This window comes from Rhizobium lusitanum (assembly GCF_014189535.1).
Lineage (GTDB): Bacteria > Pseudomonadota > Alphaproteobacteria > Rhizobiales > Rhizobiaceae > Rhizobium > Rhizobium lusitanum_C.
The window spans coordinates 298,667-323,324 of sequence record NZ_CP050304.1; the positions used below are offsets into that span (position 1 = coordinate 298,667).

The 24,658-nt window shown below is 58.8% G+C and carries 22 protein-coding genes and 8 pseudogenes; 12 read left to right on the top strand and 18 right to left on the bottom strand.

All coding sequences use genetic code 11. The features are described from left to right. Positions 1 to 156 precede the first annotated feature (156 nt). The 3 genes and pseudogenes from HB780_RS01520 to HB780_RS01530 form a co-directional block, all read right to left on the bottom strand. Positions 157 to 303, bottom strand: a complete 147-nt coding sequence (locus tag HB780_RS01520) for a DUF1127 domain-containing protein (RefSeq protein ID WP_164049362.1) — start codon at positions 301 to 303, stop codon at positions 157 to 159. A 170-nt stretch (positions 304 to 473) separates the two neighbouring features. Further along, positions 474 to 1,454 (bottom strand): annotated as a pseudogene (locus HB780_RS01525) (3'-5' exonuclease). Between the two features lie 470 nt (positions 1,455 to 1,924). Further along, complete coding sequence (locus HB780_RS01530; RefSeq protein ID WP_183686077.1) at positions 1,925 to 2,608, bottom strand: GntR family transcriptional regulator; 684 nt, start codon at positions 2,606 to 2,608, stop codon at positions 1,925 to 1,927. A 448-nt stretch (positions 2,609 to 3,056) separates the two neighbouring features. On the opposite strand from HB780_RS01530, the gene HB780_RS01535 reads away from it, so the two are divergent. From HB780_RS01535 to HB780_RS01560, 7 genes and pseudogenes are all read left to right on the top strand, one after another. After that, on the top strand, positions 3,057 to 4,274 hold the full coding sequence (locus HB780_RS01535) for an NRAMP family divalent metal transporter (protein WP_183686435.1): 1,218 nt from the start codon (positions 3,057 to 3,059) through the stop codon (positions 4,272 to 4,274). A gap of 11 nt (positions 4,275 to 4,285) precedes the next feature. After that, positions 4,286 to 5,050 (top strand): LamB/YcsF family protein, encoded by a 765-nt coding sequence (locus HB780_RS01540; protein WP_183686079.1) that lies wholly within the window; start codon positions 4,286 to 4,288, stop codon positions 5,048 to 5,050. Positions 5,051 to 5,074: 24 nt separating this feature from the next. Then, positions 5,075 to 5,881, top strand: coding sequence for a putative hydro-lyase (locus HB780_RS01545; RefSeq protein WP_183686081.1), 807 nt, complete (start codon positions 5,075 to 5,077; stop codon positions 5,879 to 5,881). Positions 5,882 to 5,888: 7 nt separating this feature from the next. Further along, complete coding sequence (locus HB780_RS33440; RefSeq protein ID WP_435693845.1) at positions 5,889 to 6,491, top strand: 5-oxoprolinase subunit B family protein; 603 nt, start codon at positions 5,889 to 5,891, stop codon at positions 6,489 to 6,491. After that, positions 6,406 to 7,524 carry a 5-oxoprolinase subunit C family protein gene (locus HB780_RS01550; RefSeq protein WP_435693847.1) on the top strand — a complete coding sequence of 373 codons (1,119 nt, stop codon included), beginning with the start codon at positions 6,406 to 6,408 and terminating at the stop codon, positions 7,522 to 7,524. The genes HB780_RS33440 and HB780_RS01550 overlap by 86 nt, the downstream gene beginning before the upstream one ends. 10 nt (positions 7,525 to 7,534) lie before the next feature. Next, entirely contained in the window at positions 7,535 to 9,271 is a 1,737-nt protein-coding gene (locus HB780_RS01555) for an acetyl/propionyl/methylcrotonyl-CoA carboxylase subunit alpha (protein ID WP_183686082.1), read from the top strand. Between the two features lie 153 nt (positions 9,272 to 9,424). Next, positions 9,425 to 10,550: pseudogene (locus tag HB780_RS01560) on the top strand (IS3 family transposase). Here HB780_RS01560 and HB780_RS01565 read toward each other — a convergent pair. From HB780_RS01565 to HB780_RS01575, 3 genes are all read right to left on the bottom strand, one after another. Continuing rightward, positions 10,516 to 10,884 (bottom strand): hypothetical protein, encoded by a 369-nt coding sequence (locus tag HB780_RS01565; RefSeq protein ID WP_183686083.1) that lies wholly within the window; start codon positions 10,882 to 10,884, stop codon positions 10,516 to 10,518. The pseudogene HB780_RS01560 and the gene HB780_RS01565 sit on opposite strands and share 35 nt — an antisense overlap. A gap of 171 nt (positions 10,885 to 11,055) precedes the next feature. After that, a complete protein-coding gene (locus HB780_RS01570) occupies positions 11,056 to 12,273 on the bottom strand; it encodes an MFS transporter (protein WP_183686084.1) in 1,218 nt (405 codons plus the stop codon). Positions 12,274 to 12,740: 467 nt separating this feature from the next. Beyond that, a complete protein-coding gene (locus HB780_RS01575) occupies positions 12,741 to 12,971 on the bottom strand; it encodes a hypothetical protein (RefSeq protein WP_183686085.1) in 231 nt (76 codons plus the stop codon). Positions 12,972 to 13,108: 137 nt separating this feature from the next. Here HB780_RS01575 and HB780_RS01580 point away from each other — a divergent pair. Continuing rightward, positions 13,109 to 13,315 (top strand): annotated as a pseudogene (locus HB780_RS01580) (phage integrase N-terminal SAM-like domain-containing protein); the annotation flags it as partial. Positions 13,316 to 13,427: 112 nt separating this feature from the next. Here the strand turns inward: HB780_RS01580 and HB780_RS01585 are convergent. The 5 genes from HB780_RS01585 to HB780_RS01600 form a co-directional block, all read right to left on the bottom strand. Then, positions 13,428 to 13,874, bottom strand: a complete 447-nt coding sequence (locus HB780_RS01585; protein WP_183686087.1) for a group II truncated hemoglobin — start codon at positions 13,872 to 13,874, stop codon at positions 13,428 to 13,430. 321 nt (positions 13,875 to 14,195) lie between these two features. Then, positions 14,196 to 14,405, bottom strand: coding sequence for a hypothetical protein (locus HB780_RS01590; RefSeq protein ID WP_183686088.1), 210 nt, complete (start codon positions 14,403 to 14,405; stop codon positions 14,196 to 14,198). Between the two features lie 31 nt (positions 14,406 to 14,436). Then, entirely contained in the window at positions 14,437 to 14,568 is a 132-nt protein-coding gene (locus tag HB780_RS32775; protein ID WP_286202817.1) for a hypothetical protein, read from the bottom strand. 39 nt (positions 14,569 to 14,607) lie between these two features. Next, entirely contained in the window at positions 14,608 to 15,330 is a 723-nt protein-coding gene (locus tag HB780_RS01595; protein ID WP_353622939.1) for an SDR family oxidoreductase, read from the bottom strand. Positions 15,331 to 15,463: 133 nt separating this feature from the next. Next, positions 15,464 to 16,042 (bottom strand): TetR/AcrR family transcriptional regulator, encoded by a 579-nt coding sequence (locus HB780_RS01600; RefSeq protein WP_183686090.1) that lies wholly within the window; start codon positions 16,040 to 16,042, stop codon positions 15,464 to 15,466. Between the two features lie 978 nt (positions 16,043 to 17,020). On the opposite strand from HB780_RS01600, the pseudogene HB780_RS01605 reads away from it, so the two are divergent. After that, positions 17,021 to 17,509: pseudogene (locus tag HB780_RS01605) on the top strand (ABC transporter permease); the annotation flags it as partial. A gap of 37 nt (positions 17,510 to 17,546) precedes the next feature. Here HB780_RS01605 and HB780_RS01610 read toward each other — a convergent pair. Continuing rightward, entirely contained in the window at positions 17,547 to 18,119 is a 573-nt protein-coding gene (locus tag HB780_RS01610) for a TetR/AcrR family transcriptional regulator (RefSeq protein WP_183686094.1), read from the bottom strand. A 191-nt stretch (positions 18,120 to 18,310) separates the two neighbouring features. Here HB780_RS01610 and HB780_RS01615 point away from each other — a divergent pair, with 191 nt between their 5' ends. Continuing rightward, positions 18,311 to 18,709 carry a RidA family protein gene (locus HB780_RS01615; protein ID WP_183686096.1) on the top strand — a complete coding sequence of 133 codons (399 nt, stop codon included), beginning with the start codon at positions 18,311 to 18,313 and terminating at the stop codon, positions 18,707 to 18,709. A 25-nt stretch (positions 18,710 to 18,734) separates the two neighbouring features. On the opposite strand, the pseudogene HB780_RS01620 reads toward HB780_RS01615, so the two are convergent. After that, positions 18,735 to 18,869, bottom strand: a pseudogene (locus HB780_RS01620) (transposase); the annotation flags it as partial. Here HB780_RS01620 and HB780_RS33445 point away from each other — a divergent pair. Then, a pseudogene (locus tag HB780_RS33445) lies at positions 18,857 to 19,425 on the top strand (IS66 family transposase); the annotation flags it as partial. The pseudogenes HB780_RS01620 and HB780_RS33445 sit on opposite strands and share 13 nt — an antisense overlap. A gap of 280 nt (positions 19,426 to 19,705) precedes the next feature. Here the strand turns inward: HB780_RS33445 and HB780_RS01630 are convergent. After that, positions 19,706 to 20,452 carry an AraC family transcriptional regulator gene (locus HB780_RS01630; protein ID WP_286202819.1) on the bottom strand — a complete coding sequence of 249 codons (747 nt, stop codon included), beginning with the start codon at positions 20,450 to 20,452 and terminating at the stop codon, positions 19,706 to 19,708. A gap of 108 nt (positions 20,453 to 20,560) precedes the next feature. Here HB780_RS01630 and HB780_RS01635 point away from each other — a divergent pair, with 108 nt between their 5' ends. Continuing rightward, positions 20,561 to 21,151, top strand: coding sequence for an NADPH-dependent F420 reductase (locus HB780_RS01635; RefSeq protein ID WP_183686100.1), 591 nt, complete (start codon positions 20,561 to 20,563; stop codon positions 21,149 to 21,151). 44 nt (positions 21,152 to 21,195) lie between these two features. On the opposite strand, the pseudogene HB780_RS32790 reads toward HB780_RS01635, so the two are convergent. The 4 genes and pseudogenes from HB780_RS32790 to HB780_RS01650 all read right to left on the bottom strand — a co-directional run. Continuing rightward, positions 21,196 to 21,463: pseudogene (locus tag HB780_RS32790) on the bottom strand (hypothetical protein); the annotation flags it as partial. A gap of 55 nt (positions 21,464 to 21,518) precedes the next feature. Beyond that, a pseudogene (locus HB780_RS01640) lies at positions 21,519 to 22,511 on the bottom strand (IS5 family transposase). Between the two features lie 81 nt (positions 22,512 to 22,592). Beyond that, positions 22,593 to 23,825, bottom strand: coding sequence for a multidrug effflux MFS transporter (locus HB780_RS01645; protein ID WP_183686102.1), 1,233 nt, complete (start codon positions 23,823 to 23,825; stop codon positions 22,593 to 22,595). Positions 23,826 to 23,875: 50 nt separating this feature from the next. Continuing rightward, complete coding sequence (locus tag HB780_RS01650) at positions 23,876 to 24,637, bottom strand: glucose 1-dehydrogenase (RefSeq protein ID WP_183686104.1); 762 nt, start codon at positions 24,635 to 24,637, stop codon at positions 23,876 to 23,878. Positions 24,638 to 24,658 lie beyond the last annotated feature (21 nt).

A 24,658-nucleotide genomic window follows, 5' to 3' on the forward strand; every position in this document is an offset into this window, starting at 1 on the left:
TAAATAGACGTTGCTGCATTGCAGCCATGCCAAAAGCGCATGACCTCAATCTGAGGGCAAAAATTTCCAGCACTGCACCTCGCGTCGGCCCAGACACAGAAACGCCCGCAGCATCAGCGGGCGTATTGTCATTCAGGTGGGCTTGGAAGCGGTCGCTTAACGAGCGACCGATGCGCGGGCAACGCTGTGAATGTCGGCGCGATCGATGCCGAGGTCCTGCAGCTCACGCGAGCTCATACGGCCGAGTTCGGTAACGGTCTGACGATACTTGCGCCAAGTGTTGAAAGAGCGTGCTACGTTCATGATGATCCCCTTTCGTGAGGTCTCTTGACGCCAGCAACCGTGCTTTGGTTCCAACGTCGTTTCGATGATTGGGATATAGGCCCTTGCCTACCCCTCGATAAGGCACAAGGTCTCAGGTCGGCCATGCGCTCAAAGCATGGGTCCAATTAGCAGACGGCCTGAAGGGGCCATCAGGCCCGGAACCGGTCGAAGGCGGTCAGGCGTTTGATGGGTGGATCGGCGTCTGGGTAGCGATAGATTTCGGCCCTGAGATAGCGAAGCTCATCATCGAGCGCTTCTTCCCCAACCTCGATCCACCAGGATTTGGGACGGCCGTCGCTTCCGTCGGACCAGCGATAGCCTCGCGCCTTCAGGTGGTCCTTCATATCGAAGGGACTGTTCTCCGCAAAGATCCGGACACGCGAAGTTTGGCTTGCTTCATAGAGTTCGGCAAAAGCGGTGGAAGCCGATCCTTCCACCCCGCGAGCCAAGACCTCCAGAAGTGCAAAGCAATCATCGACAGCACGATGACCATCATGGAAGTAGCCCGCCTGCCCGATCAGGTAGCCGAGCTTGGTGCCTTCATATCCCCGCGACGACCAGTCGATCTCGGAGTTGGAGCAAGCTCAGGCCTTGCCGGAAAACAGGTGAGAAAATGCCTCGCAGAATGGCCGATCGAAACCGGCATTGTGGGCGATCAGCAGATCAGCCGGTTCAATCAGCGCCCGCAACGCAGCCATATCGATTGACTGTCCGGCGACCATATCGTCGGTAATCCCGGTGAGCCTGGTGATCTCAGTGGGAATGGAAACGCTTGGCTGTTGAAGCCCACCGTAGATGCCGGTGACGTCACCGATGCTTCCTGTCGCATCGAAGGTGAAAGCGATCACGCCAATCTCGATGATCTCATCCTTGCGAGCATCGAGGCCCGTGGTCTCGGTGTCGAGAATGATGCCCTTGAGGGGGTATTCCGAGCGTGGGAATGGTGCGATTGCGCGCGGCGCGAGTTTCTGCAGGATCCGATATCGACCTGTCTGCGACAGATGTCGGACCATGTTCTCTTCACTCATGGGGATGGCATGTTTGTAGGGTTTAGCGAATTTGGGGGAGCCGCGCGTGACCGCATGGTCGCGCGGAGCCTGCTCCGAAAACATGTCAAACTGTTCGGCCATTCCTGTTGTCTAAGCCCCGCCGCCAATTTTCCACCTTCAAAACACGGCACGGTCGGCAGATCAACCTTGTTGGTGCGAGGCATCATCAACAAGCCGAGCGATCAGTCACTACAAATGGCGCGGTGCAAGTTGTGACAACTATTAGCCGTTGCGAAAGCGCCCAAACTCGTAATGGGCATACCAGCTGTAGCGGGGCACCGCGAAAGCCGTTCGCCCCCTGCGAGACCGGTCAAAAGGGTTGCCGCAGGAGGTTTAGCACAGCGACGGCAACGCCGGAAACCGGGACCGACAGTCCCCGGCGCGCGGGTCCGCTCTTAAAACCAGCGACCGCCGCAGTGCGCTTTGGGCCGTTAGATGTGAACACCTTGAACGGGTGCTATCTGTCGACCAGCCCCTTCAAATGTCTGGTGGTCATTTCCGCAAGACCAAATTTTGCGTAGTGCGAAGCGCGGGGCGGGTCTCAGGTCGGTTTAGCTGTACACGTTCCCGGATGAGTTCCTCACATCAATTCGCGAAAAGGCAGCGAGAACAGTGCGCTCAGACTGCGTCAGGTAAGCCTCGAGTGCTGCAGAAGCCTCGGCCGGCATCCCATCTTCGAGCTTTTCGAGTATAGCCGCATTCAGGTCGACATAGGGCGCGTGCAACAGCTCGGGCTCGGCGAGCAGACCAAAGCTAAGGCGTAGCTCTGCGGCGATCTGAGCATAGAAGGCATTCAGCCGCTGACTGTCAGCAAGGTCGACGATCGCTGCGTGAAAGACCATGTTCTGGCTGCCGACCGTGCCCCAATCTTTGTCGCCGCGCGCGACCCTGGCTCGTTCAACAGCCAAGCGCATGCGCGCCACCGCCGGATGATTGGGGTAGGCCTTCGCAAGTGCCTGACATTCGATTATGCGGCGCACCCGGTAAATGTCTATGATTGAGGCCATGCTGGGCGTGGCGACAAATACGCCGCGATTGTGCTCGTGCCGCAAAAGGCCTTCCTTGGTCAGAAGTCGGAAGGCTTCGCGCAGTGAATTGCGAGACACATCCATGCCGACGCTGAGCGTCGCCTCGGAGAGGCGCTGGCCCGGCTTCAATTCGCCCGCAATCAGCTTGTCGCGGATCTCCTCCGCCAGCCGCGGCGCAAGCGCCGATGTGGTATCCTGCTCAGCCATCAAAACCTCTTGTGCACGAACACGGATGATACATCCGTCCCTGTTGCCCATCGATATAGCGGTTCTCGCCCCAAGGGAACCATGGCTGGACAACGTGACCAGGCGGATCTGCGATGTCGGATATCGTTCCGGGTCGGCGATTTCGTTATCCTTAATGACAGGAAGGAGGCAAGCGCAGCCCCAAGGCGGCTCAAATATGCGCCAATCAAGGCAATTCTGTGCCCGATTAATCTTCAGATCGCTCAACATTTACGCACGATAGTAGAACGATAAGATAAAATCGTTGAACAATCTTGACAGAATTGTGAAACACGACGACGCTAGGCCCTGTCGATAAATTCAAGTGGGCTAACCCGAGGGAGTTCAGGGCCGTCCACACATAAGGAGAGGTTTCTTGGAACAGCCAGCTATTTCGTCCACCGACATCGCACCGGCCAAGCCGCCAGGGATGTCCGTCAAGTCGCGGCGCTCGGCTCTGATGGCCGCCATCTTCCTGATGTCGATGTCTGCCGTCGGACCCGGCTTCATAACTCAAACCGCCACGTTCACGGCCAAGCTCGGCGCGGCCTTTGCCTTCGGCATTCTCGTTTCGATCCTGATTGACTTCGTTGTCCAGGCCAATATCTGGCGGATCGTCACCATCACCAAGATGCGCGCCTCCGACATCGCCAATGCGGCGATCCCTGGCTCGGGCTATCTCCTCGCCGTCCTCGTCATCATCGGCGGACTGTTCTTCAATGTCGGCAATATCGGCGGTGCCGGCCTCGGCTTCAACGCGATGATCGACCTCGACCCGAAGATCGGCGGCCTGATCGGTGCGGTCGCAGCGATCGGCATCTTCATTTCGCGGCGCGCGGGCGTGGCGATGGATCGCGTCGTCTACGTAGCGGCCTTCATCAAGCTCGCTCTCATTCTTTACGCGACAATCGTTTCCGGTCCGCCGCTTGCCGAAGCTCTGCGCCAGACCGTCCTGCCCGATGTCATCGACTTCGCAACGATCACCACCATCGTCGGCGGCACCGTTGGCGGTTACATTACCTATGCCGGGGCGCATCGCTTGTTGGACAAGGGTACGGTTGGCGTTGAAAATCTTGCTGCCGTGAACAGGGCCGCATTGAGCGGCATCGCGATTACCGGCGTGCTTCGCTACATTCTCTTCCTTGCCGTCCTCGGCGTCGTCGCAAGCGGTGTCGTCATCGACCTGTCGGGCAAGGGCGCAAATCCGGCCGGCCAAGCGTTTCATGCTGCTGCAGGCGATATCGGCTTGCGTTTGTTCGGCGCAGTCTTCCTTGCCTCGGCAATGACCAGCATCATCGGCGCAGCCTACACGTCGGTCTCCTTCCTGACCGCATTCAAGAAGGATATGACGGAACGGCAGCGCAACTTCGCCACCGTCGGCTTCATTGCCATCTCGCTGATCGCCTACATGCTGATCACTACCCCGCCGGCCGCCATGCTTGTCTTCGTGGGCGGATTGAACGGCCTCGTCCTGCCGGTCGGCCTGTCGATCTTCATGTATGCAGTCTGGGCTCGCCCGGATCTCTTGGGTGGCTATCACTATCCGCGCTGGCTGCTGGTGCTGGGCGTACTGACATGCGTGCTCACCTGGTACATGGGCTACAAGTCGATCGGCCCGATTTTCGCCCTGCTGTCGCCGGCCACCTGAGGAGATAAAACATGACTGCCATCGATCTGAACAGCGATCTCGGTGAAAGCTACGGCGCCTGGCGCATGGGCGACGACGACACGATGCTTGCCATCGTTTCCAGCGCCAATGTCGCCTGCGGCTTCCATGCAGGCGATCCCGCCGGCATCTGGAAGACCGTCAAGGCGGCCGCCGATAAGGGTGTTTCGATCGGGGCGCATGTGTCCTATCCCGATCGCGTCGGCTTCGGCCGGCGCGACATGGACGTGACGAGCGGCGAACTGATCGCCGACGTCATCTACCAGATCGGCGCCCTGAAGGGCATGGCGGCAGCCGCGGGAACAACCGTCGGCTATGTCAAACCGCATGGCGCCCTCTACAACCGCATCGCCCATGACCCGAAACAGGGACAGGCGGTGATCGACGCCATCAAGGCGATCGATCCTTCGCTGGTGCTGATGGGCCTTGCCAACGCCCCGATCCTTAAGCTTGCGCAGGCGTCAGGCCTGAAGACCGTTGCCGAAGCCTTTGCCGACCGTGCCTATACGCCTGACGGACAACTGGTTTCGCGCCGCGAACAGGGTTCCGTGCTGCATGATACGCAGCGCATTGCCCAGCGCATGCTGCAGCTTGCCAACAAGGGCACGCTGGAGGCTGTCGACGGTTCAACCATCAGGATCGACGCGCAATCGATCTGCGTGCATGGGGACAGCCCCGGTGCTGTTGCCATCGCTCATGAAATTCGTCGCGCCTTCGAAGCCGACGGCGTCACCGTCCGCTCATTCCTATCCGCCTGATCAGGCATCCACGGGAGGAACATCATGATCGCCATAAACGATCTTCGCCACGTCAAGGTCGAAGCGGCGCGCACCGCACGCGCGCGCTATCGCGCAGGCACCATCGAGCCGACGTCGGGCATCGCCCCCGGTTTCACCCAGGCCAACATGATCGTGCTGCCGCGCGACTGGGCCTTCGACTTCCTGCTCTATGCACAACGCAATCCGAAAGCCTGCCCAGTTCTCGACGTTTCGGATCCGGGCTCACATGCGACACTTCTGGCGCCGGGGGCCGATCTGCGCAAGGATTTGCCGCTCTACCGCATCTGGCGTGACGGCAAACTGGCTGAAGAAACGGCGGATGCAACCGTTGCTTGGGGCGAACATCCAGACCTCGTCAGTTTCCTGATCGGTTGCAGTTTCACCTTCGAGACATCGATGGTCGAGGCAGGTATCGAGATCCGCCACATCACCGACAGGTCCAATGTGCCGATGTACCTGACCAACAAGGCCTGCCGCCCGGCGGGACGCCTGCACGGCAACATGGTCGTCTCGATGCGGCCGATCCCGGCATCGCGTGTGGCGGATGCCGCCACCATTTCGGGCCGCTTTCCGGCGGTGCACGGCGCGCCCGTGCACGTCGGCGCGCCTGAAGAGATCGGCATCAAGGATCTGGCCAAGCCGGAGTTCGGCGATCCGGTGCGCATCAAGCCCGGTGAGGTCCCCGTCTTCTGGGCCTGCGGCGTCACTCCGCAGGCAGCCGTCATGGCATCTGGCGTGCCTTTTGCCATCACCCATGCGCCGGGGCATATGTTCATCACCGATATTCCCGATTCAGCCTATCACGCCTGAGGTTCCGATGCGTTTCCTGCCTGTCAGCCTGACGGTTATCCTGGTCGAACTCGCCGATCTCGACGAGACGCTGGCGCTGTTTGCCTCTCTCGAGGCAGAGCCCGTGGACGGCGTCGTGGATATGGTGCCGGCCGCCCGCACCCTGATGATCCGGTTTCGTCCGGAAAAGCTGACGGCAGAGACGCTGGCTGCCAATATCGCCACGCGTAATCTCTCCGCCCGCGTCGCGCCTTCGGACATGCTTGTCGAAATTCCGGTGAACTACGACGGCGAAGATCTTTCCGATGTGGCGACCCTCACCGGCCATTCGGTGGAGGAGGTCATCCGCCGCCACACCGAGAGCATCTTCACCGTCGCCTTCTGTGGCTTCGCCCCTGGTTTCGGCTATCTCGTCGGAGGCGATCCTGCGCTGCAGGTGGCGCGCCGCCAGAGCCCGAGGACAAAGATCCCGGCGGGTTCGGTCGCGCTCGCCGGCGCCTTTTCCGGCGTCTATCCGCAGGCAAAGCCCCGGCGGTTGGCAGATTATCGGCACGACGACGACGAAGATGTGGGATTTATCCCGCGATCCGCCGGCGCTGTTCCAGCCCGGCTACCGGGTCCGATTTTTTGATCTTGCCAAGAAATCGGCTCCTGCTTCGCCGACAATGGCAAGAGCTGCAACCTCCGCATCTGCCCCAACGGAAACCGAAACCCTGACGCTGAAGGTGCTGCTTGCTCCAATGCCCGCGCTGTTTCAGGATCTCGGCCGCTTCGGCCAGACAGGACAGGGCGTGTCGTCTTCCGGTGCACTCGATCAAGGCGCGCTAAAAGCTGCCAATCGCCTTGTCGGCAATCCTGCCGGCACAGCCTGTCTCGAAATCATCCTCGGTGGTTTCTCCTTCGAGGTATCCGGCCGTACTGTTTTCGGCATGACGGGCGCACCCTGCCCGATCAGCATCCGCGACGTTTCGGGCCGTATGTTTGCTGCCGAAACCTACCAGCCGGTCTCGCTCGAAGCCGGCGATGTCGTGACCCTTGGACAGGCGCCGACGGGCATGCGCAGTTACCTGTCCATTCGTGGCGGCTTTCATGTGAAGCCGGTGCTTGGCAGCGCCTCAACCGATACGCTCGCCGTGGTCGGGCCTGATCCCGTGACTGCGGGCATGGCTCTGGCTATCAACAACGAGGCATCGGACCTCACCAGTGTCTCGCTCACCGAAGCGCCGGCCTTCGATCATCCGGCCCCCGGCGAAGTCGTGACGCTTGATGTGATCATGGGGCCACGCAGCGACTGGTTCACCGAGGCCGGTAGCGCCACGCTTTCCGGGCAGCTCTGGACGATGACGCCGCAATCCAACCGTGTCGGTATCCGTCTTTCCGGCGACGTGCCGCTTGAGCGCAAGGACAAGGCCGAGCTGCCGAGCGAAGGCACGGCGACCGGCGCGATCCAGGTGCCGCATAGCGGCCAACCGGTGCTTTTTCTTGCGGACCATCCGCTCACCGGCGGTTATCCGGTCATCGGCACGGTCGCCGAATATCATCTCGATCTCGCCGGACAGATCCCGATCAATTCCAAGATCCGATTCCGGCCCGTGACGACCTTTGCCGACATCCAACCTGCAGGCCTGAGACGCGAACAGACGCAGGACCAACGAGAACAGTGAGGAGACGTCCATGAAAAAAGTGCTGATCGCCAATCGCGGCGAAATCGCCGTCCGCATCATCCGCGCCTGTCGCGACCATGGACTGCAATCGGTCGCGGTCTATGCCGAGCCGGACATAGATGCGCTTTTTGTGCAATTGGCTGACGAAGCCTACGGCCTGGACGGCAGCCGGCCAGCAGAAACCTATCTCGACATCGAAAAGCTGATCACTATTGCCACACGCTGCGGCGCGGATGCGGTTCATCCGGGTTATGGCTTCCTGTCTGAACGGGCCGAATTTGCCCGTGCCGTTCAGAAAGCCGGCCTGATCTGGATTGGTCCCGATCCGCATGTCATTGAGGCGCTCGGCGACAAGGTCGAGGCGCGGCGGATCGCGACCTCGGTAGGCGCGCCGCTGGTGGCCGGCAGCGAGGGGCCGGTCGAGACCGCAGCCGAAGTTATTGCCTTTGCCGAACAGCATGGCCTGCCGGTCGCCATCAAGGCCGCCCATGGCGGCGGCGGCCGTGGGTTGAAGGTCGTCTGGAAGATGGAGGAGGTGGCCGAACTTTACGAATCCGCCGTGCGCGAAGCCAAAGCCGCCTTCGGCCGTGGTGAATGTTTCCTCGAACGTTTCCTGGACCGTCCTCGCCATATCGAGGCGCAGGTTCTGGCCGACAAGCACGGCAATGTGCTGGTGCTCGGCACCCGCGACTGTTCGCTGCAGCGGCGCAACCAGAAACTCGTCGAGGAGGCTCCCGCCCCGTTCCTCAGCGATGCACAACGCCACGAGATCCATGATGCGGCCAAGCGCATCTGCGGGGCTGCAGGCTACTCGGGTGCAGGCACGGTCGAATTTCTGCTGGGCGTTGACGGTACGATTTCTTTCCTCGAGGTCAATACCCGTCTGCAGGTCGAGCATCCCGTAACGGAAGAAACGACCGGCATCGACCTCGTCATCGAACAGTTCCGCATCGCCGACGGATTGCCGCTGCGCATCACCGAGACGCCGACCCCGCATGGCCATTCGATCGAATTTCGCATCAACGCCGAGGACCCAGGTCGTGGCTTCCTGCCGACACCGGGCGCGATCACGCGCTTCGATGCCCCGTCAGGACCCGGCATCCGTCTCGACAGCGGCGTGGCTTCCGGTTCGACCGTGCCCGGCACCTTCGATTCCCTCATGGCAAAACTGATCGTCACCGGCGCCACCCGCGAACAGGCACTCGCTCGTGCCCGGCGCGCCTTGTGCGAGTTCAAGATCGAAGGCATTGCGACTGTGCTGCCCTTCCACCGCGCGGCGATGGAAAGCCGCGACTTCACTGGAGAGGATGGATTCAAGGTGCATACGCGCTGGATCGAGACGGACTTCGCCGCCCTTCTGGAGGCGGAAGCCCGGCCGGCGCCGAGCCGTGATAACACGCTCATCCGCACCCATGTCGAGATAGATGGCAGACGCCATGAGCTCGGCATTCCCTCTGCGCTTCTCGCCAGCTTGGGGAGCCTGCCGACCACTGCCGCTCCGGTTTCAGCTATTGCGGCCCACAACCCTTTGAGCATTACTGCACCGATTTCGGGTACGTTGCAGGCCTTCAAGGTCGAAGATGGTGCGGAGGTCGCAGCCGGCGATCTGATTGCCGTCATGGAAGCCATGAAGATGGAAACCCAGGTGACGGCATCACAGGCTGGCAACATCCGTTTCAAGGTGGAGGCTGGCACCTTTCTGCACGTCGGAGCGGAGATCGCAAGCTTCGAGGTCCCAGCGGCGTAATGTCAGGTTGTCTCGGTCAAATACTCTTCTTGGGATGCCGGCTGGATCAGGCCGTTGTCGCGGTGACGACAGAGCTGGCTCGGGAAAATCGGACAACGGGTATAAGTGGAATTTTGCCTGACTTCGGCTTAGATGCCGGGAACAGGAGATACCATGACAAGACGACCTCGCCGGAACCACAGCCCGGCTTTCAAGGCGAAGGCGGCACTCGCAGCGTTGAGGGGTGAGCAGACCCTTTTGGATTGTCGCAGCAATTCGACGTGCACGCCAATCAGATCAAACAATGGAAAGACCAACTCCTTGAGGGTGCAACCGGCGTGTTCGGCGTTGAAGCGAAATCCGAACCGGTAGGACCCACTGTCGATGTGAAGACGCTTCATGCCAAGATTGGAGAACTGACGCTCGAGAACGATTTTTTATCCGGTGCGCTCGTCAAAACCGGGCTGCTGAGCGGAAAGAAATGATCAACCGCAAACACAAACTGTCCGTGGTGCGTCAGGCAAAGCTTCTCGGCGTCAGTCGTAGCAGCGTTTACTACCTACCGCGCCCTAAGTCCGATGGCGAAATGGCCCTGATGAGGCGGATCGACGAGCTTCATTTGGACTATCCCTTCGCCGGAAGTCGAATGTTGCAAGGGCTTTTGAAGGCAGAAGGGCTTCAGACCGGGCGACTTCACGTTACCACGCTGATGAGGAAGATGGGTATTAAGGCGATTTACCGCCGTCCCAATACGTCAAAACCAGCGCCATTGCATAGGGTCTATCCCTATCTGCTGAGAAAGGTAGCGGTGACCAGACCCAACCAGGCCTGGGCAATGGACATCACCTACGGTCCCATGGCGCGGGGATTCGTCTATCTCTGCGCCGTCGTCGATTGGTTCAGTCGTCGGGTTCTATCGTGGCAGCTGTCGATTACGATGGAGACGGCTTTCTGTATAGAAGCACTCGCCCGTTATGGAAAGCCCGACATATTCAACACGGACCAGGGATCGCAGTTCACGTCAACCGACTTCACGGCGGTGTTGAAGAACGCAGAAATCGCTATCTCGACGGACGGCAGAGGGGCGTGGCGGGACAACGTCTTTGTCGAGCTGCTCTGGCGTTCGATCAAATACGAAGAGGTTTATCTCCATGCCTATAAAACCGTGCCAGAGGTCCGAGCTGGGATCGGTCGCTATCTGACCTTTTATAACAATCGACGCCCACATTCATCCCTTGACCTGCAGACGCCGGATCAGGCTTACTTCAACGCGCTGGCGCCGATGAAGGCTGCAGCGTAACAACGGCGGAAATCCACTTAACAAACGCTGGGTACTGTTCAGATAAACCGCGCCAGCTCACTGCTTCGGGGAGTTCCGAGATCTTTGTCGCCTTGAGGTCCGAGACGTCGATGCGACTTGTAGTGAACAGCTTTCCTTGCAACATCACGATGTCAGTCGATGGCCGGCTGTCAACAATGGCCTGGGAATGATCGGTGGCCGCCTTGTCGGTCTCGGTTTCTTGCTGTTCAGACAGAAGAGCAAATGGGTCGTCGGCATCGGCGGTATCTGATCTATCACTGCCGGCGTAGCGAGTGGCTGAAGTATAGTATGATGTCGATGCGATGGTCGTCATGGCAAATCCCCCACGGTTGCTCTCGTTATTTGCCATGGAATCCTTGCGCCAACCTAAACTTGCGATGAGATGCGACCAAAAGCTAAAGATTGCACCCAGCCTACGAGGCGCCGAGCTAACTCGGTCGTGCGACCAGGACGATTGGTACCGATCTCGTACCGAATCTGGTGTCTACCGCAGCCGCAGTTTGAAAACGGCATAGACCAGCAAAGCTCCACTGCCAGCCGCCGCTAGCAGGAAGGGCGCGCGCAATGCCGCCTCACGGCCCACCTCATTTTCAACGAGCTGGACGACGATGCCTCCGGCAATAGCGCCGAGAGGCATGGAGCCCCAGCCGAAGAAGCGATAGATGCTGTTCACTCGGCCCAATAATTCGGCAGGGATGCGCCGTTGGCGCCATGAAACGGTGATTATGTTCCAGAGCATCGAGCCCGCCATCAGCGAGAACATCGCCGCGCCGACAATCATGGTGCTCGAACTCAGACCGATGGCTGCATAGGTGACGCCCCAGATCGCCAGCGAGACAAAAAGGCTCGCCTGCGCACCGACCCGAGCGATAACCGTTTGGGCGCCGAGACTTCCGACGACCGCGCCCATGGCGGCGACCGACATCAGCACGCCCTGCCCGACCGCGGAAAGCCCCAGCACCTCCTGGGCGAACAGGATGGTGATCGTGGTAGCCATCATATAGAGGAAATTCACCAGTCCCAGCACCACAGCAAGACGCAGCAACGGGACATCGCGCCGCATCCAGCGCACGCCCTCAAGCAGGGCCGGCCAGAACCGAGATGATGTCCGCAGTTGCGGAGGAAGCGTGATCAGCCAGACCAGCCCCGCGGCCAGCACCAGGGCGGCGGCGTCGAGGCCGAAAGGCAAGGCGATACCCGCCCCAATCAACAATCCGGCCAGTGGCGGTCCGATAAACTGGCCAGTCAGTTGCTCAGCACTCCACATCTGGCCATTGGCGGCCTCAAGGTCCTCGGGCGCGACGATGCCGGGAAGGATCGTCTGCGCAGCATTGTCTCGCAGAACCTCGGCCGAGCCCAGTAGAAAGGCCAATCCCACCAGCGCCCAGATCATCTCGGGCACCGGCTGGCTCAAGGCTAGCATCATAATCGAAAGCACAATCCCTGCCCGCAGCATGTCGGCACGCGCAATCAGCTTGCGCCGGTCGGTCCGGTCGATGATTACGCCGGCTGGTAGGGCGAACAGTAGCCAGGGTAAACGCGCCGCCGCAGCCACGGCAGCAATGGCGATCGGTTCGCGCGTCATCAGCGTCGCAAGCCAAGGCAATGCCAGAACGATGAGCCCGTCGCCAAAGTTGGTCAGCGTTCCCGCTATGAACAAAAGGCGGTAGTTCCGGTTACGTACCAGCAACGGTGCTGCCATGTTGAAGACATCCTTTTCTCGCCGTTCAATCATGCTGCGAAATTTCGAATATCACCGTCAAGAAAAGAATACCGTCCCAGCGACTTTCCCCTCTCCTGCCTGATCGGCTGGGGCTCTCCACCCGAGATGTTCTCAATCTTGCTCACGAGCTCGATGAAAAAGGAGTGACACCGCGTATTCCCAAACTGGCGCTCGTCACAACAGGAGGCGAAGGCGGATTGCGATGGCGCTGCGCTATGTCAAAAGCACTATTGATTTCTGCAGCATCACATCGCCGAGCCGATTTCGTCTCCAGATACTCCTCGCCCCCCGGATGCCACCTTCCCGGCTATTGCCGACTTTTTGACCCCACCAAAAGGACTGCCGGAGGCTCTGGACGCACCGTTGATCTGCGGCATTCTGGATCTGATGGGGTGAGCCACCCGCCACGCCCGCGCAAGGTCCTTCGATTGTATTGCGCGGAGACATTAGTGATTGCCGTCTTTGGACCTGCCGGCGTCTTTTGTTTCAGTTTCGCGGGGCGTCCAATCGGCCGTCCAGATCCTCTTTCTCTGATCAATCATGATCTCCGCAAGCAGCATCAACGGGATCGCGCCCAATATGTCGCTATCCGTGACATAGATCATGACCCACGAGCATTCCATCACGACGATGATTTTCGGCAGCAGCTCTCGGCCACGCTTGATTTCGTCTTTCACATGGGGCCGTTTGCTCGGCATCATCCCTCGCGATTTTTACCGCTACGCTGCCTTCCATTCTCTATCGGGAAAGTGCCCCCAACACCACCGCGATCCCGGCCTGCACAGCTTCAACGCTATTGTCGTGGATTGCCAGAATGGTCGGCCTCGTCCTTGTTCATTTAGCAGCGGCGACCCAGCGATCCTATATTAATGCAGTCCAGAAGTTCAGCCGCTATTTCGGTGGATCGCCCGATCGGCTCGGTCCCGCAGATATTCACACCTTTCAGGTTCACCTCGTTTCAACCGGGATATCGTGGGCATCGTTAAACCAGATCGTGTGTGCGCTTCGATTTTTCTATGGAATCACGCTTGGCCATGACGATGTCCCTGATCGGATCCCTGACGCAAAAAGCTACGCCGGATCGCGCAATTATCAAGCCCTTTCAACAGGGCCGTTCAAAGCGCGTTCGGCAGTCACGCCTTGTCCCCGGGCCAAGTCCATTTCGGGACCGACCGCAGCGGGTGCAGCTCTGCGTCGGTCGCCGCGTTCGAGTTCTGCATGGCCACGTGAGAGCCAAATTCGACATGCTCGCGGACGGCCTCACGAAACGTTTCGTCTCGTGGCATCCCGGCATTGTCCAGGGCCGCCATGTAGAGTTCGACGAAGCGAGCCCGCTGTTCTTCTTCAATATGGAGGCCCCGGTGCACGGCGATCAGATGGGCAAACCCAAGCTCCCCGCTGAATCGGTCCGGGCCGCCAAACGACTCTGCGGTAAACGCCGTTAGGTGATCGATATGCTCCGGCTTGCCGTCTCCAAACAGCGGCTTCAACAACGGGTCTGCGAGGACGCTCGCGTAGAACAGGCTTTCGAGACGATGGAGCGCTTCTTCACCCCCGGCAAATTCAAACAATGATGGCATGAACCACTCCACATTTTCGCAAGCCAGACATTTTCACTGCGGGTTTCGAATTTCTTGACGAGGACCGCCGCCTCATGGCGGGTCGATCAATGAACCGCCTGCTTCGCCGAACTCGATGCGGATCAGTTTAGCAGGGCGGCCTGGCATGACGAAGAGGTCATTGAGCGTTCGAACGGTTTTGTGCCCGCCGACTGAGTGTCGTGCGATCTAGCAGTGCCCGATCAGACAATGCCGACGGAGCGCCCGCTGTGGCCGGCCCAACTGCGAGCGGAGCAGGTGGGGACTTGCCAGTGTCAGCACTCTCCTAAGGTGATCCGCATTTTATTGCTGCGGGTCGTTGAATTGGTAATCCAGCCGGACTTTTCCAGCCTCATCCAACAACAGGAATTCTGATCCAGTAGCTATGGCGGCGCCTCCGTTGGAGGGAGCGATTTCCCAAAGTATCCGCAAAGCATCGCCCTGCCCGGCATAATCGACCCCATGAATGACGCAGCCGCCCTGTTTCACAAATCGGTTGTGAGCTGCGTTCACGCGCTCTTCGATCGCCTTGAGGCCATGGCCCTCAAATCCAGGAGCAAAATGGCTTGCCCTCGGAGGCCCAAATCTCCGTCAGTTGTCTGTTGCGCGCGGCTTCTTCACGATCATTCCAGATGGAAATCCAGCGGCGGCCAATTTCGGCATAGTTGATAGACATGCTTTTCTCCTTGTTGCCATATTTCATTACGTGAAGTTGTCAGATTGCCTTGAGCGTGCCGCCATCAATGACGTAATCCGCTCCTACGACGTTTGAAATTCGATCGGACGTTAGAAATGTGATAAGATTTGCGACCTCGTCGGCTTCGGTGATCCTTCCGCTCGTCATCTGAAATCGCGCGGGGATTTCGGACATGAAAGTTTTATGGTCGACCCCAAAAGCTGCGGCGACAGAGCCGCCGAAGCGCCCCTTCCCCTCCCACAGCGAGGTTCGTACAGCACCCGGCGATACCGTGTTCACCCGCACGCCTTGGGGACCGAACTCTTCCGAAAGTGATTTGCTGAGGGCGGCCAGCGCGGTTTTTGCGGTGGTGTAGGCGATTGGCCCTGCTGAGGGTACCTTGGAGTTGATCGACGAAACATTGATGATGGTGCCACGGCTCTTCAGCAACTCCGGCAAAACAGCCCGGCTCATCCACACCGTGCTCATCAGCGTCACATCCAGATTCGCTCGCCATTGATCGTCTGCCACATCGAGAAAGCCGCCGAGCGCCACTGCGTCACCCGCACCGACATTGTTGATAAGGATGTCAATGCCTTCAGCCCGGCTCAATACATGCTCAACCAACTTGGGCGCACCATCGGGGCAGGAGAGGTCCACGGCAAACGCTTCCGGGCTGCATGCCAGAATTTCCGGGGTCAGATTCCTGGCGGCACCAAAAACCCTCACGCCTTCTCGCGCGAGCACCTCTGCGGTCGCCAATCCGATCCCCGGCTCGCGCCGGTTACGATGGCGACTTTGTCCTTCAATCCAAGGTCCATATCCATATCCTTTTTGTAGCTATAGGTACACAATTTAGCGATCAATGACATTGTCCGGATCGGCGTTGATGGTGTCAGATTACGCGGATAGCCGCATCGACGGCACGTCGAAGCCGGTCAGGCGTGTCGGCAACCAGACCGGCGATCCGCAAGCCAAGTACCGTCGTGAATAGAAGACTTGCGAGAGATGCCGCATCAATGTCGACCCGGAACTCACCGGAGGACTGCCCCTCTTCGATCAACTGGACGAAAGCAGCCTCGGTCCTGTTGAACATACCCTGCACAATGCCAAGGGCGATTTCGTCAGAAGCGGCCAGTTCGGCGGCCGTATTTACCGCCATGCATCCCTTTCTGATTGGTCCTTCCAAATCGAAGCGTATGAGCTGCTCAAGCGCACCCTTGAGACGTAGCCTCGCCGAAACAGGCTGCTTTAAAAACTCCACAAGTGCATCGGACTGTGAATTGCGATACCGCTGCAAACACAACTCAAACATATTGCGCTTGCTCTTGAAATGATTGTAAAAACTACCTTTTCCTATGCCAGCGGCATCGAGCAAATCCTGCGGGGTCGTCCCGGCATAGCCTTTCTGCCAGAACACCTCCATTGCTCTGTCGACAGCGATATCCGGGTCAAATTCAAACGGTCTAGCCATGGTTGATTGATAGACGATATGTACCTATAGGTCAACAATTATTTTATGAGGCTGGCACAAGATCTGCGCCCGCAGACGCGTGGCCTTTATCAACTAAAGACAGCAAAAGCGTTGTTACGCATTCCTTTCCAAGTCTCTCCGGCGTCGAATACGGCTTGAAGAGCCTTACGCCCAAACATGCCTTTTTCGCTGAATCTGGGAGCAAAGCGGGGTGAACATTCAATACCCCGCCTTCAAGGCTGCGAGCATCCGAAGATAGGCAAACCGCATGTCAGCGATGCGCATCGATTCGCAGGCCTCCGTCTGGAGGGTCACAGGCATTCTCCTTGGATTGGTTCAACCGGTGTGCGGGATGCTGCCGGCAGGCCATGTCGGGCGAAGGATCGACATTGGGTGATGGCTACGCTGGCCCCTTGGGGTTCACCCTTCGTCCAACATGTGCGCAGGCACGAGGCTGCATTCTCCGGAATGCCGGACTACATGCACCGCGCCCTGTTGCGAGCATATTTACAGACTGCCGCCCACAACCCGTTGCCGGAAGATGCTATGGAAATCTACAGCGCCCGTGGCTCGGCGCGGTCGGTCAGCCCGCCTTCTATCGACAGATCGCGCAGATGGATCAAAAGTTTACGGATGAGATTCAGGGACTTTACGGCAGGATGGAATGTCCCGTCACGGTGCTTTGGGGAGAGAAGGATGCGTGGATCCCCTTAGCGCAGGGAATGGAATTGGCCGCGTCCATTTCAGATCAGGCCTGTATTCTATTCCCAGCCTCGGGACATCTTGTTCAAGAAGATAGGCCAGAGACCATAGTCGCAGCTGTTCTCAAGCGCCTTTCAGATGCCTGACGGCTGTCTCGTCCTTAGCGTGTGAATCGGCTCAGAACTTTCACCCCGTTGATATCTGTGACAATCGTTTGGAAATGCACAGAAAATTGAGAAAGTAGTTGGGGTTGTTTTCGCGCCGATCGCGACCCCACTTTTGGTCATGCCAGTCACACCGCTCGAAATCATGCTCAGCAAGGTCTGGTCGATGGTCCTTATCGTGCTTCTGGCCTCGACCTTCTCCCTGATCGTCGTTGCGCAAGGCCTGCTGCACATCCCGCTTCAAGGTTCGATCGCTCTGTTCCTGCTTAGAGCAGTTCTCCACCTGTTCGCCACGGCATCCCTCGGCATTTTCCTGGCAACCGTCGCAGGCTCGATGCCGCAGTTTGGACTATTGCTCATCCTCGTCCTGCTGCCGCTTCAAATCCTGTCCGGCGCGCAGACGGCCCGCGAGAGCATGCCCGATATCGTGCAGGCGATCATGTTTGCAGCACCCAACACGCACTTCGTCATCCTGTCGCAAGCCGTGCTGTTTCGTGGCGCTGGCCTCGATGCCGTCTGGCCGCAACTGCTCATGTTGCTCCTGATCGGAACGGCGCTGTTCACCTTCTCCCTGAAACGTTTCCGCCAGTTTCTGAAGTAGGCGCATGGACGCCATGCCGGGTGCTGATCAGCGTCACCTAACCTGCTCGCTTTTCCAAGAACCCGTTCGCCATACACTGGAACGCCTTGATGGCCTTGGGCAGTACGGCCTTGGGCTCATCGCTTGCGGCAACCCAAAGCGCAGCGTTCAGGGCAGCCCCGCTCAGGAGGCGAGCGGCAGCATCCGCGTCGATTGGCTTAACGATACCTTCGGAAATGAGATGGACGATGGCCCGTTTCGTTTCCTCCAGGCACGCGCTCTGGCTAGGCCAGCGTGAGGGGTCGCCGAGAAAAGCAGGACCATCCAGCAACACAATCCGCTGAACCTCCGGATCGAGTGCCATCTCGATATAGGCCACTCCTTCCGCGAGCAAGGCGTCCCAATCGTTCTTTTGTCTAGCTCCAACCTCATGGGCTCTCCTGGCCATCTCACCATCAACTTGAGCGACCACCGCGGCGAGCAAACCTTTCTTGTCGCCGAAATTGTGATAGAGCGCACCGCGCGTCAGGCCGACATCCGCCGTCAATTCGTCCATCGAGGCTGCGGCGAAGCCCTTATCGGCAAACGCTTTTCGTGCCGCAGAGAGGATTTTGCGGCGGTTTTCCTCCATTGATTCCGCGCGGTTTCTAACGGGCATTCAGCACCATTTTCAAATACGCTCCGTATATTAATTGACATACGCCACGTCTGTAGGCATATTCATATACGTGGCGTATATCACCCACATCCATTATTGTGAAGACGTCTTTGCTGCTCCCTTTGCGGCAGGCGTAACGACGGCCAAAATGACAGGATCCAGCAATGACCAAACGCGACGCAGTCTTTCCAGCGGACCGGCATGCTCTTTATGACGAACACGGTTACTCGGCAGCCATTCGATCGGGCGATCTTCTGTTCGTCTCTGGCCAGGTGGGCAGTCGGCACGATGGCAGTGCCGAGCCGGATTTTTCCGCACAGGTTCGCCTGGCTTTCGAAAACTTGAAGGCAACTCTGATAGCCGGCGGCTGCACCTTCGATGACATCGTCGATGTGACGACCTTCCACACCGACCCCGAAAAGCAGTTCGCGACCATAATGGGCGTCAAGAGCGAGGTATTTTCGACCCGACCTTACCCAAACTGGACAGCCATAGGGGTCAATTGGCTCGCCGGCTTCGATTTCGAAATCAAGGTCATCGCTCGCATTCCGGAGCAAGCCTGATCAGAGGGCTAGGAAGTGTGGACAGTTATTTGAACCATAAGATTGTTGCGGCCAGAGCGATCATCGCTCGATAGTTTCGAGCGGTCTTCTCGTATCGGATGGCTATGCGCCGAAATTGTTTGAGCTTTGAGAAGCAGCACTCGACCAGATGCCGCTGGGCGCACCGGCGGATGGGGGCGGCCATACCATCATGCAGAACGCCTTCTGCAAAAGCTCATGCCGGCCACCGCCAAGGAGGAGCGGCGGCTCACGATGGTTCGCGATCTGGTCTGGCGTTTCTACAAGGTGTTGGAAGCCTACAAGCAGAATCCTTCGCCACAGGCTGCCCCTGCATTCCGACGACGGTTCAAACGGATCTTCACCCTACGCACTGGTTATGAGGCACTCGACAAGCTGCTTGAGTGGCTGCGTCGAAGGAAGAACGAGTTCCTGAAGGTGCTCGAGCATCCCGGCATCCCGCTGCACACCAACGCATCGGAAAATGACCTGCGGACCTTCGTCACGAAACGAAAAATCTCCGGCGGCACGATGAGCCCAGCGCAAACGTAGTTTGTCGCCGCGACGGCCGGGTCGCGCGAGACATCATGCTCGGTCTGATGAAGACCTGCCAGAAGCTCGGGCTCTCTTTCTACCATTATCTGGGAGACCGGCTTGGCATTGGCAACATAGGTCAACCGGTTCCCCAGCTCCCGGCGATCATTCTCGCTCGGGCTTGAACGCTGGAGCCGCCAGGGCTCACCAGCACTCAACGCTTTTGCCTGCCGAACCGGCAATGCCACTGTCGCTTTCACTTCCGGATTGCAAACGTCAAAATGTCTTTAGTTAGGTGGGTTTAGAGGTCATTTTGGCCCTCGATTTCAGCTAACAATTTCATTGGTGGTTTAGAATTGCAAAAGCAGCCGGCAGCATGGGATTGTTATTCTCTGTCAGGGAAGGCCCGGGAGACATCCGAAGGCGGGTGATAAAGCGATCAACCAAGTTGCTGCGATGGATAAGCTAGGGGTTCAGTATCTGCGAAGGTGTCTTGCCGAACAGCAATTTGAAAGCCGCTATGAAGGAGGAAACATCGGCATAACCGACCTCAAAGGCGGCTTGGGTGACGCTGGCGCCCGTGCCGAGATATTCGAGTGCTGATTGTAGCTTGAGAGACTGGCGCCATTGCCCAAACGTGAGACCAGTGTCTTTGACGAAGAGTCGCGCTGCCGTCCGTTCCGTCAACGCGGCTCCAGCCGCCAACAGGGCCAGCGTGTCGTTACAGCAGGGTTCAGCGATCAGCCTGTCCGTGATGCGCCGCAGTCTCACGTCCGAAGGCTCAGGCAGGGACATATCGGTAGTCTTCAAGTCGGGAACACGATCGAGCAGCACCTGTATTAAACGAGCGGCAGGACCCTCGAACGGGTAATCACCACCGAACTCCGACGCGGCGATCAACAACTCGTCTGTCAGTCGATCGACCGCAACGACCCGTGACGTGTCGGGTGCAGCGACAAGACCTGGTTCGATATAGCAGGTCGTCAGCCAGAACGGGCTACGCCCCATGATGCGATGTTCAACGCCAGGACCAACCCATACGGCGCGCTGCGGCGGGATCACAAATCGCGCCTTGCGCGTCAGCACCGTCAGGACGCCCGCGCTGACATGGATCAGTTGCAGACGGCGATGGACATGCCAGGGCACCCGCACGCCGTCATGGCGATCGGACAGAACGAAGATTGGACGTTCTGTCCTGTCGGGATCGATCAACGGAGATCGATTTGTCTGTTTAAGCCTATCAAATGTCCTCATGCGGCAAGACTACCACAAAGCGATGGCTTAAGTCTCGCTCATCTGATGCAACTTAGGAGCTTCAACATGAACATCGTCTTCCTCGGCAAAGGCAATATGGGTGCGCCCCTCGCCAAGCTGGCAACCGTGAGCGGGCACACCGTCCAGGCATTCGGCAGTCAGGACAATCCGCTCGATGCCTTGAAGGGTGCCGATCTCGTCTTCCTGGCGACCAAGTATGAGCAGGCGCTGTGCCTCGCCAAGCAGCCCGATGTCGCGCAGGCGCTCGCTGGTAAGATCGTTGTCGATATAACCAACCCTCTGGCTTCAGACTACATGAGCCTGACGGTTGGACACACGACGTCGGCCGCCGAGCAGATCGCCGAGCAACTTCGCGCCGCGCACGTCGTGAAGGCGTTCAACACAGTGTTCGCCTCGTTGCTGGCCAAGCGTGCAGATGGCGAAGATGTCGCGGTCCCGGTTTTCGTCGCCGGGAACGATAGCAAGGCCGTGGAGACCGTAGCAGACCTGTCTCGGGCCTTCGGCTTCACGACGATCGTCGGCGGCGCATTGTCTAACGCCCGCTACCTTGAGCCGATGGCGGAGTTCATGATCCAACTCGGCTACGGTCTCGGGCATGGTGACAAAATCGGCTTTGGGCTTCTGAAAGCCGGGTAAGGTAGCCTGTCCACGTATCGACGACGCGCACGATTTTGTGCGCGTCATGTTAGCTTGAGCAATGTCGTGGCTGGAGACCCCCTGATCAGCTGACCTTGCCGTATTCCGCAAGGGAAATCGAGCAGCGCGCGGACCCTTGACGACTGCGGCCCGCCCTGGCCGACATAGATAGCGTGAAAAACGTCCCGGTCGCCGCGACTGCGGTGTTCGAGAACCGGAATGAGCCTTCCGGCCGCGATATCGGCGCGCGGTGAAGAATGCGAGGCGCGCAAGTCCGCTGCTACTCAGGGCAAGATGGCGAAGCGCCTCACCATGGCATTGGTGCGTGGACCATCATTTGTGCGGAATTCGGTCTTTGATACATCGTTTATTTCGTTGCCGCGATCGGTGCCTTACAGCGAACGGATTTCGGGCGTCCGCAGGCGAGCATTCGGTTCAGGATGGCGACTCCGATCGCAGCTTCTGTCTGTTGAGCAAGGAATGACCAAGCCCGCAAACGCGGTCCAATGCTGCCCTTGTATCGACCGATCGCCGTTTCGATCAGCGCCCGTTTGCCATAGCCGGTGGACGTCTGCCATTTCAGCCGCCCATCTGTCTGCATAGACGCAATGTGGTCGTCTCTCTGGCAGGATGCTTGGGCGTTGGGCCGTTCAACCGCGTTCGAGCGCGGTGGAATGACGATCCTTGCGCCTGCGCTGTGACGGAGAACTGCGTCGTAGGTTGGATAGCCATCATAGGCTCCATCGGCTGTGAACTGGCCGATCTCATCGTCGATCTGGTCCAGCAACGGCTCTACCTGCGAGGCATCGCTGGCCTCCTGATCTGTCAGACTATGTGCAATGATCTCGCCACTATTGGCATCAACAGCCAGGTGGAGTTTTCGCCAGCCGCGCCGGGACTTCGCTCCGTGCTTTTTTTCCAGACATTGACCGGCGCCATAGATCTTCAGCCCGGTACTGTCGACCAGAACGTGGCCATCCGCTACATGCTGTCGGTCGTTGCTTCTGGTCGATGGCTTCCAGGTTCTGGCCCTCCGGCTGAGTGTCGTGTGATCGGGCACAGGCAAATCCAATCCCATCATGTCAAGCACCGAACTCAGAAGCCCTTCGCTCTGGCGCAAACGCAGCCCAAACACCATGCCCAACATCAGAGTAGTTTCGATCGCCAGATCCGAATAGAGAGGCTGGCCACCACGCGTCTTGCGACGTGGGGATGCCCAGCCCGCCAGCGCTTCCGGCGTTATCCAAAGGATTAAACTGCCACGGCCGCGAAGGCCCGCCTCATACTCCGCTCAGTTCGTCACTTTGAACTTCATCTTGGTGATACGGTATCGACGGGAGGCGTTGTGCTTATGCGGCATGCTCGGTCAACCTAGCTATTTTCGATCGCAGCCGCATAGGTGTAAAATGTTGAAGTCTGATCCCTGCACCAATGCAATTGCTCAGCCGAGTTGTCGTGATTGCAGGCCAACAAGGTGAGCACACCCTAAGCTGCCGATCCCAGCAATCGCGATCACCCATCCCATCGGCCAGGGTGTCCCGTCGGCAAATGTTCCGGCGACCGCGGAGCCGACGACACCACTTCCGTATTGGATCGCGCCCATCAGTGCAGACACTGCGCCAGCACGCACTGGAAAATCGGCCAGAGCGCCCGAGATCGCATTGGCAGTAACGAAGCCATTCATCGCCGTAAACAACCACAGGCTCAGAGCCATTCCGAGCACACCGCCGAAATCGGTCGCCGTGACGAATGCCAGGATCGCTCCCGCCACGGCTGCCCCTATGGTCCCCAGTTTCAACATACGATCACCGCCAAATCGTGTAACCAAACGCGAATTAGCAAAATTTGTGGCCATCAGCCCGATTGTTCCGACGGCAAAGACCAGCCCGTAGAGCTGCGGAGACAGGTGATGATAGTCGATATAGGCAAAGGACGAGCCCGAGATGCCGGCAAAGACGCCGGCATAGAAGAATCCGACCGCCCCGGCATAACCCAATAGCCTGACATCACCGATGAGGCTTCCATAGGCCGCGAAAGCGGTTGACAGCGGCTCGACGTTCCGACGTTCCCGTGGCAGGGTTTCCGGGAGTGTAAAGAGGGCTGCGAGCGTGAGAAGGCCGATTAGGACGAGCGTCCAGAAGATTGCCTGCCACGGCGCCACTTTAAGGATCAGACTGCCGATGCTTGGCCCCAGAAGCGGCGCTACGGCCATGACGGTCATCAGGGTTGAGAGAACCCCGGCCGAGCGGTCACGGCCATAGAGATCACGAACCGTGGCGCGGGCGAGCACGACGCTGGCACAAGCCCCAACGGCTTGAAGGACCCGGCAGGAGATCAGTTGAACGACATCGGTCGACAGCGCACAGCCGGCGGAGCCAGCCATGAAGAGGACCAGACCTATCGCAATAGGAATGCGCCGCCCGTACCTGTCGGCAATCGGGCCCCAGAATAACTGGCCGACGCTGAAGCCGATCAGATAGCCCGAGACCGTATATTGCAATGTCCCCTGGCTCGCTGCCAGCGCCACACTCATGGCCGGCATGGCGGGCAGATAAAGGTCGGTCGAGATCGAGGCGAAAGCCAGCAACGTGCCGAGAACGATCATCAGCCAAAGTCCCGACGGTTCCGACGCACGTTCCGTTTCCGCCGCCATAGCATCGACATCCGGTTTCATAAGATGGCCTTCACACTCTGTTTCGACGCAATAACAGGCGCTGCAAGACGTCAGCGCACGGTATAGCCGCCATCCACTGGCAGCGCGTGTCCGATGACAAAGGTCGAAGCGGGGCTGGACAGCCACAGGACCGCGTCGGCGATTTCCTCGGCGCGACCAAGGCGGCCGATCGGAACGTCTTTCATCATGACGTCCATGGCTTCCGGTTGCGTTTCCAGCATGACTGTGACCATCGGCGTCGCGATGATGCCGGGGCATACGGCGTTGATGCGGATTCCCTTCGGAGCATATTCAAGCCCAGCGCTTTTGGTCAGTCCGACGACACCGTGCTTGGACGCATGGTAGATCCCGCGTTCGGCGATACCGACGAGACCGCCGAGCGACGAATTGTTGACGATGGTTCCACTGCCCTGCTTGCGCATCTGGATCAGCTCGTACTTCATGCAGTTCCAGATGCCGCGAAGGTTCACGCCCATCACGAAATCGTAGTCTTTCGGATCGGCATCGGCGGTCTCGGCAACAGGGCTCTGCACACCGGCATTGTTGAACGCGGCGTCGAGGCGGCCGAAGGTCGCCACCGTCTCGTTCACCATCGCCTCGACCTCCTCCATGTTGGCGACGTCGCAGCGTATGCCGATCGCCTCGTGACCGGCGGCAACGAGTTCCGCGGCGGCGGCGCGAGCTGCATCTTCGTTGATGTCCGCGAGCGTCACGGACGCACCCGCGGCAGCGAACGCCTTGGCGGTCGCAAGACCCATTCCGGATGCGGCACCCGTGACGAGTGCAACTTGGTTCTCAAACGAGAAGGTCATGATGTTTTCTTTCCTGTTGAT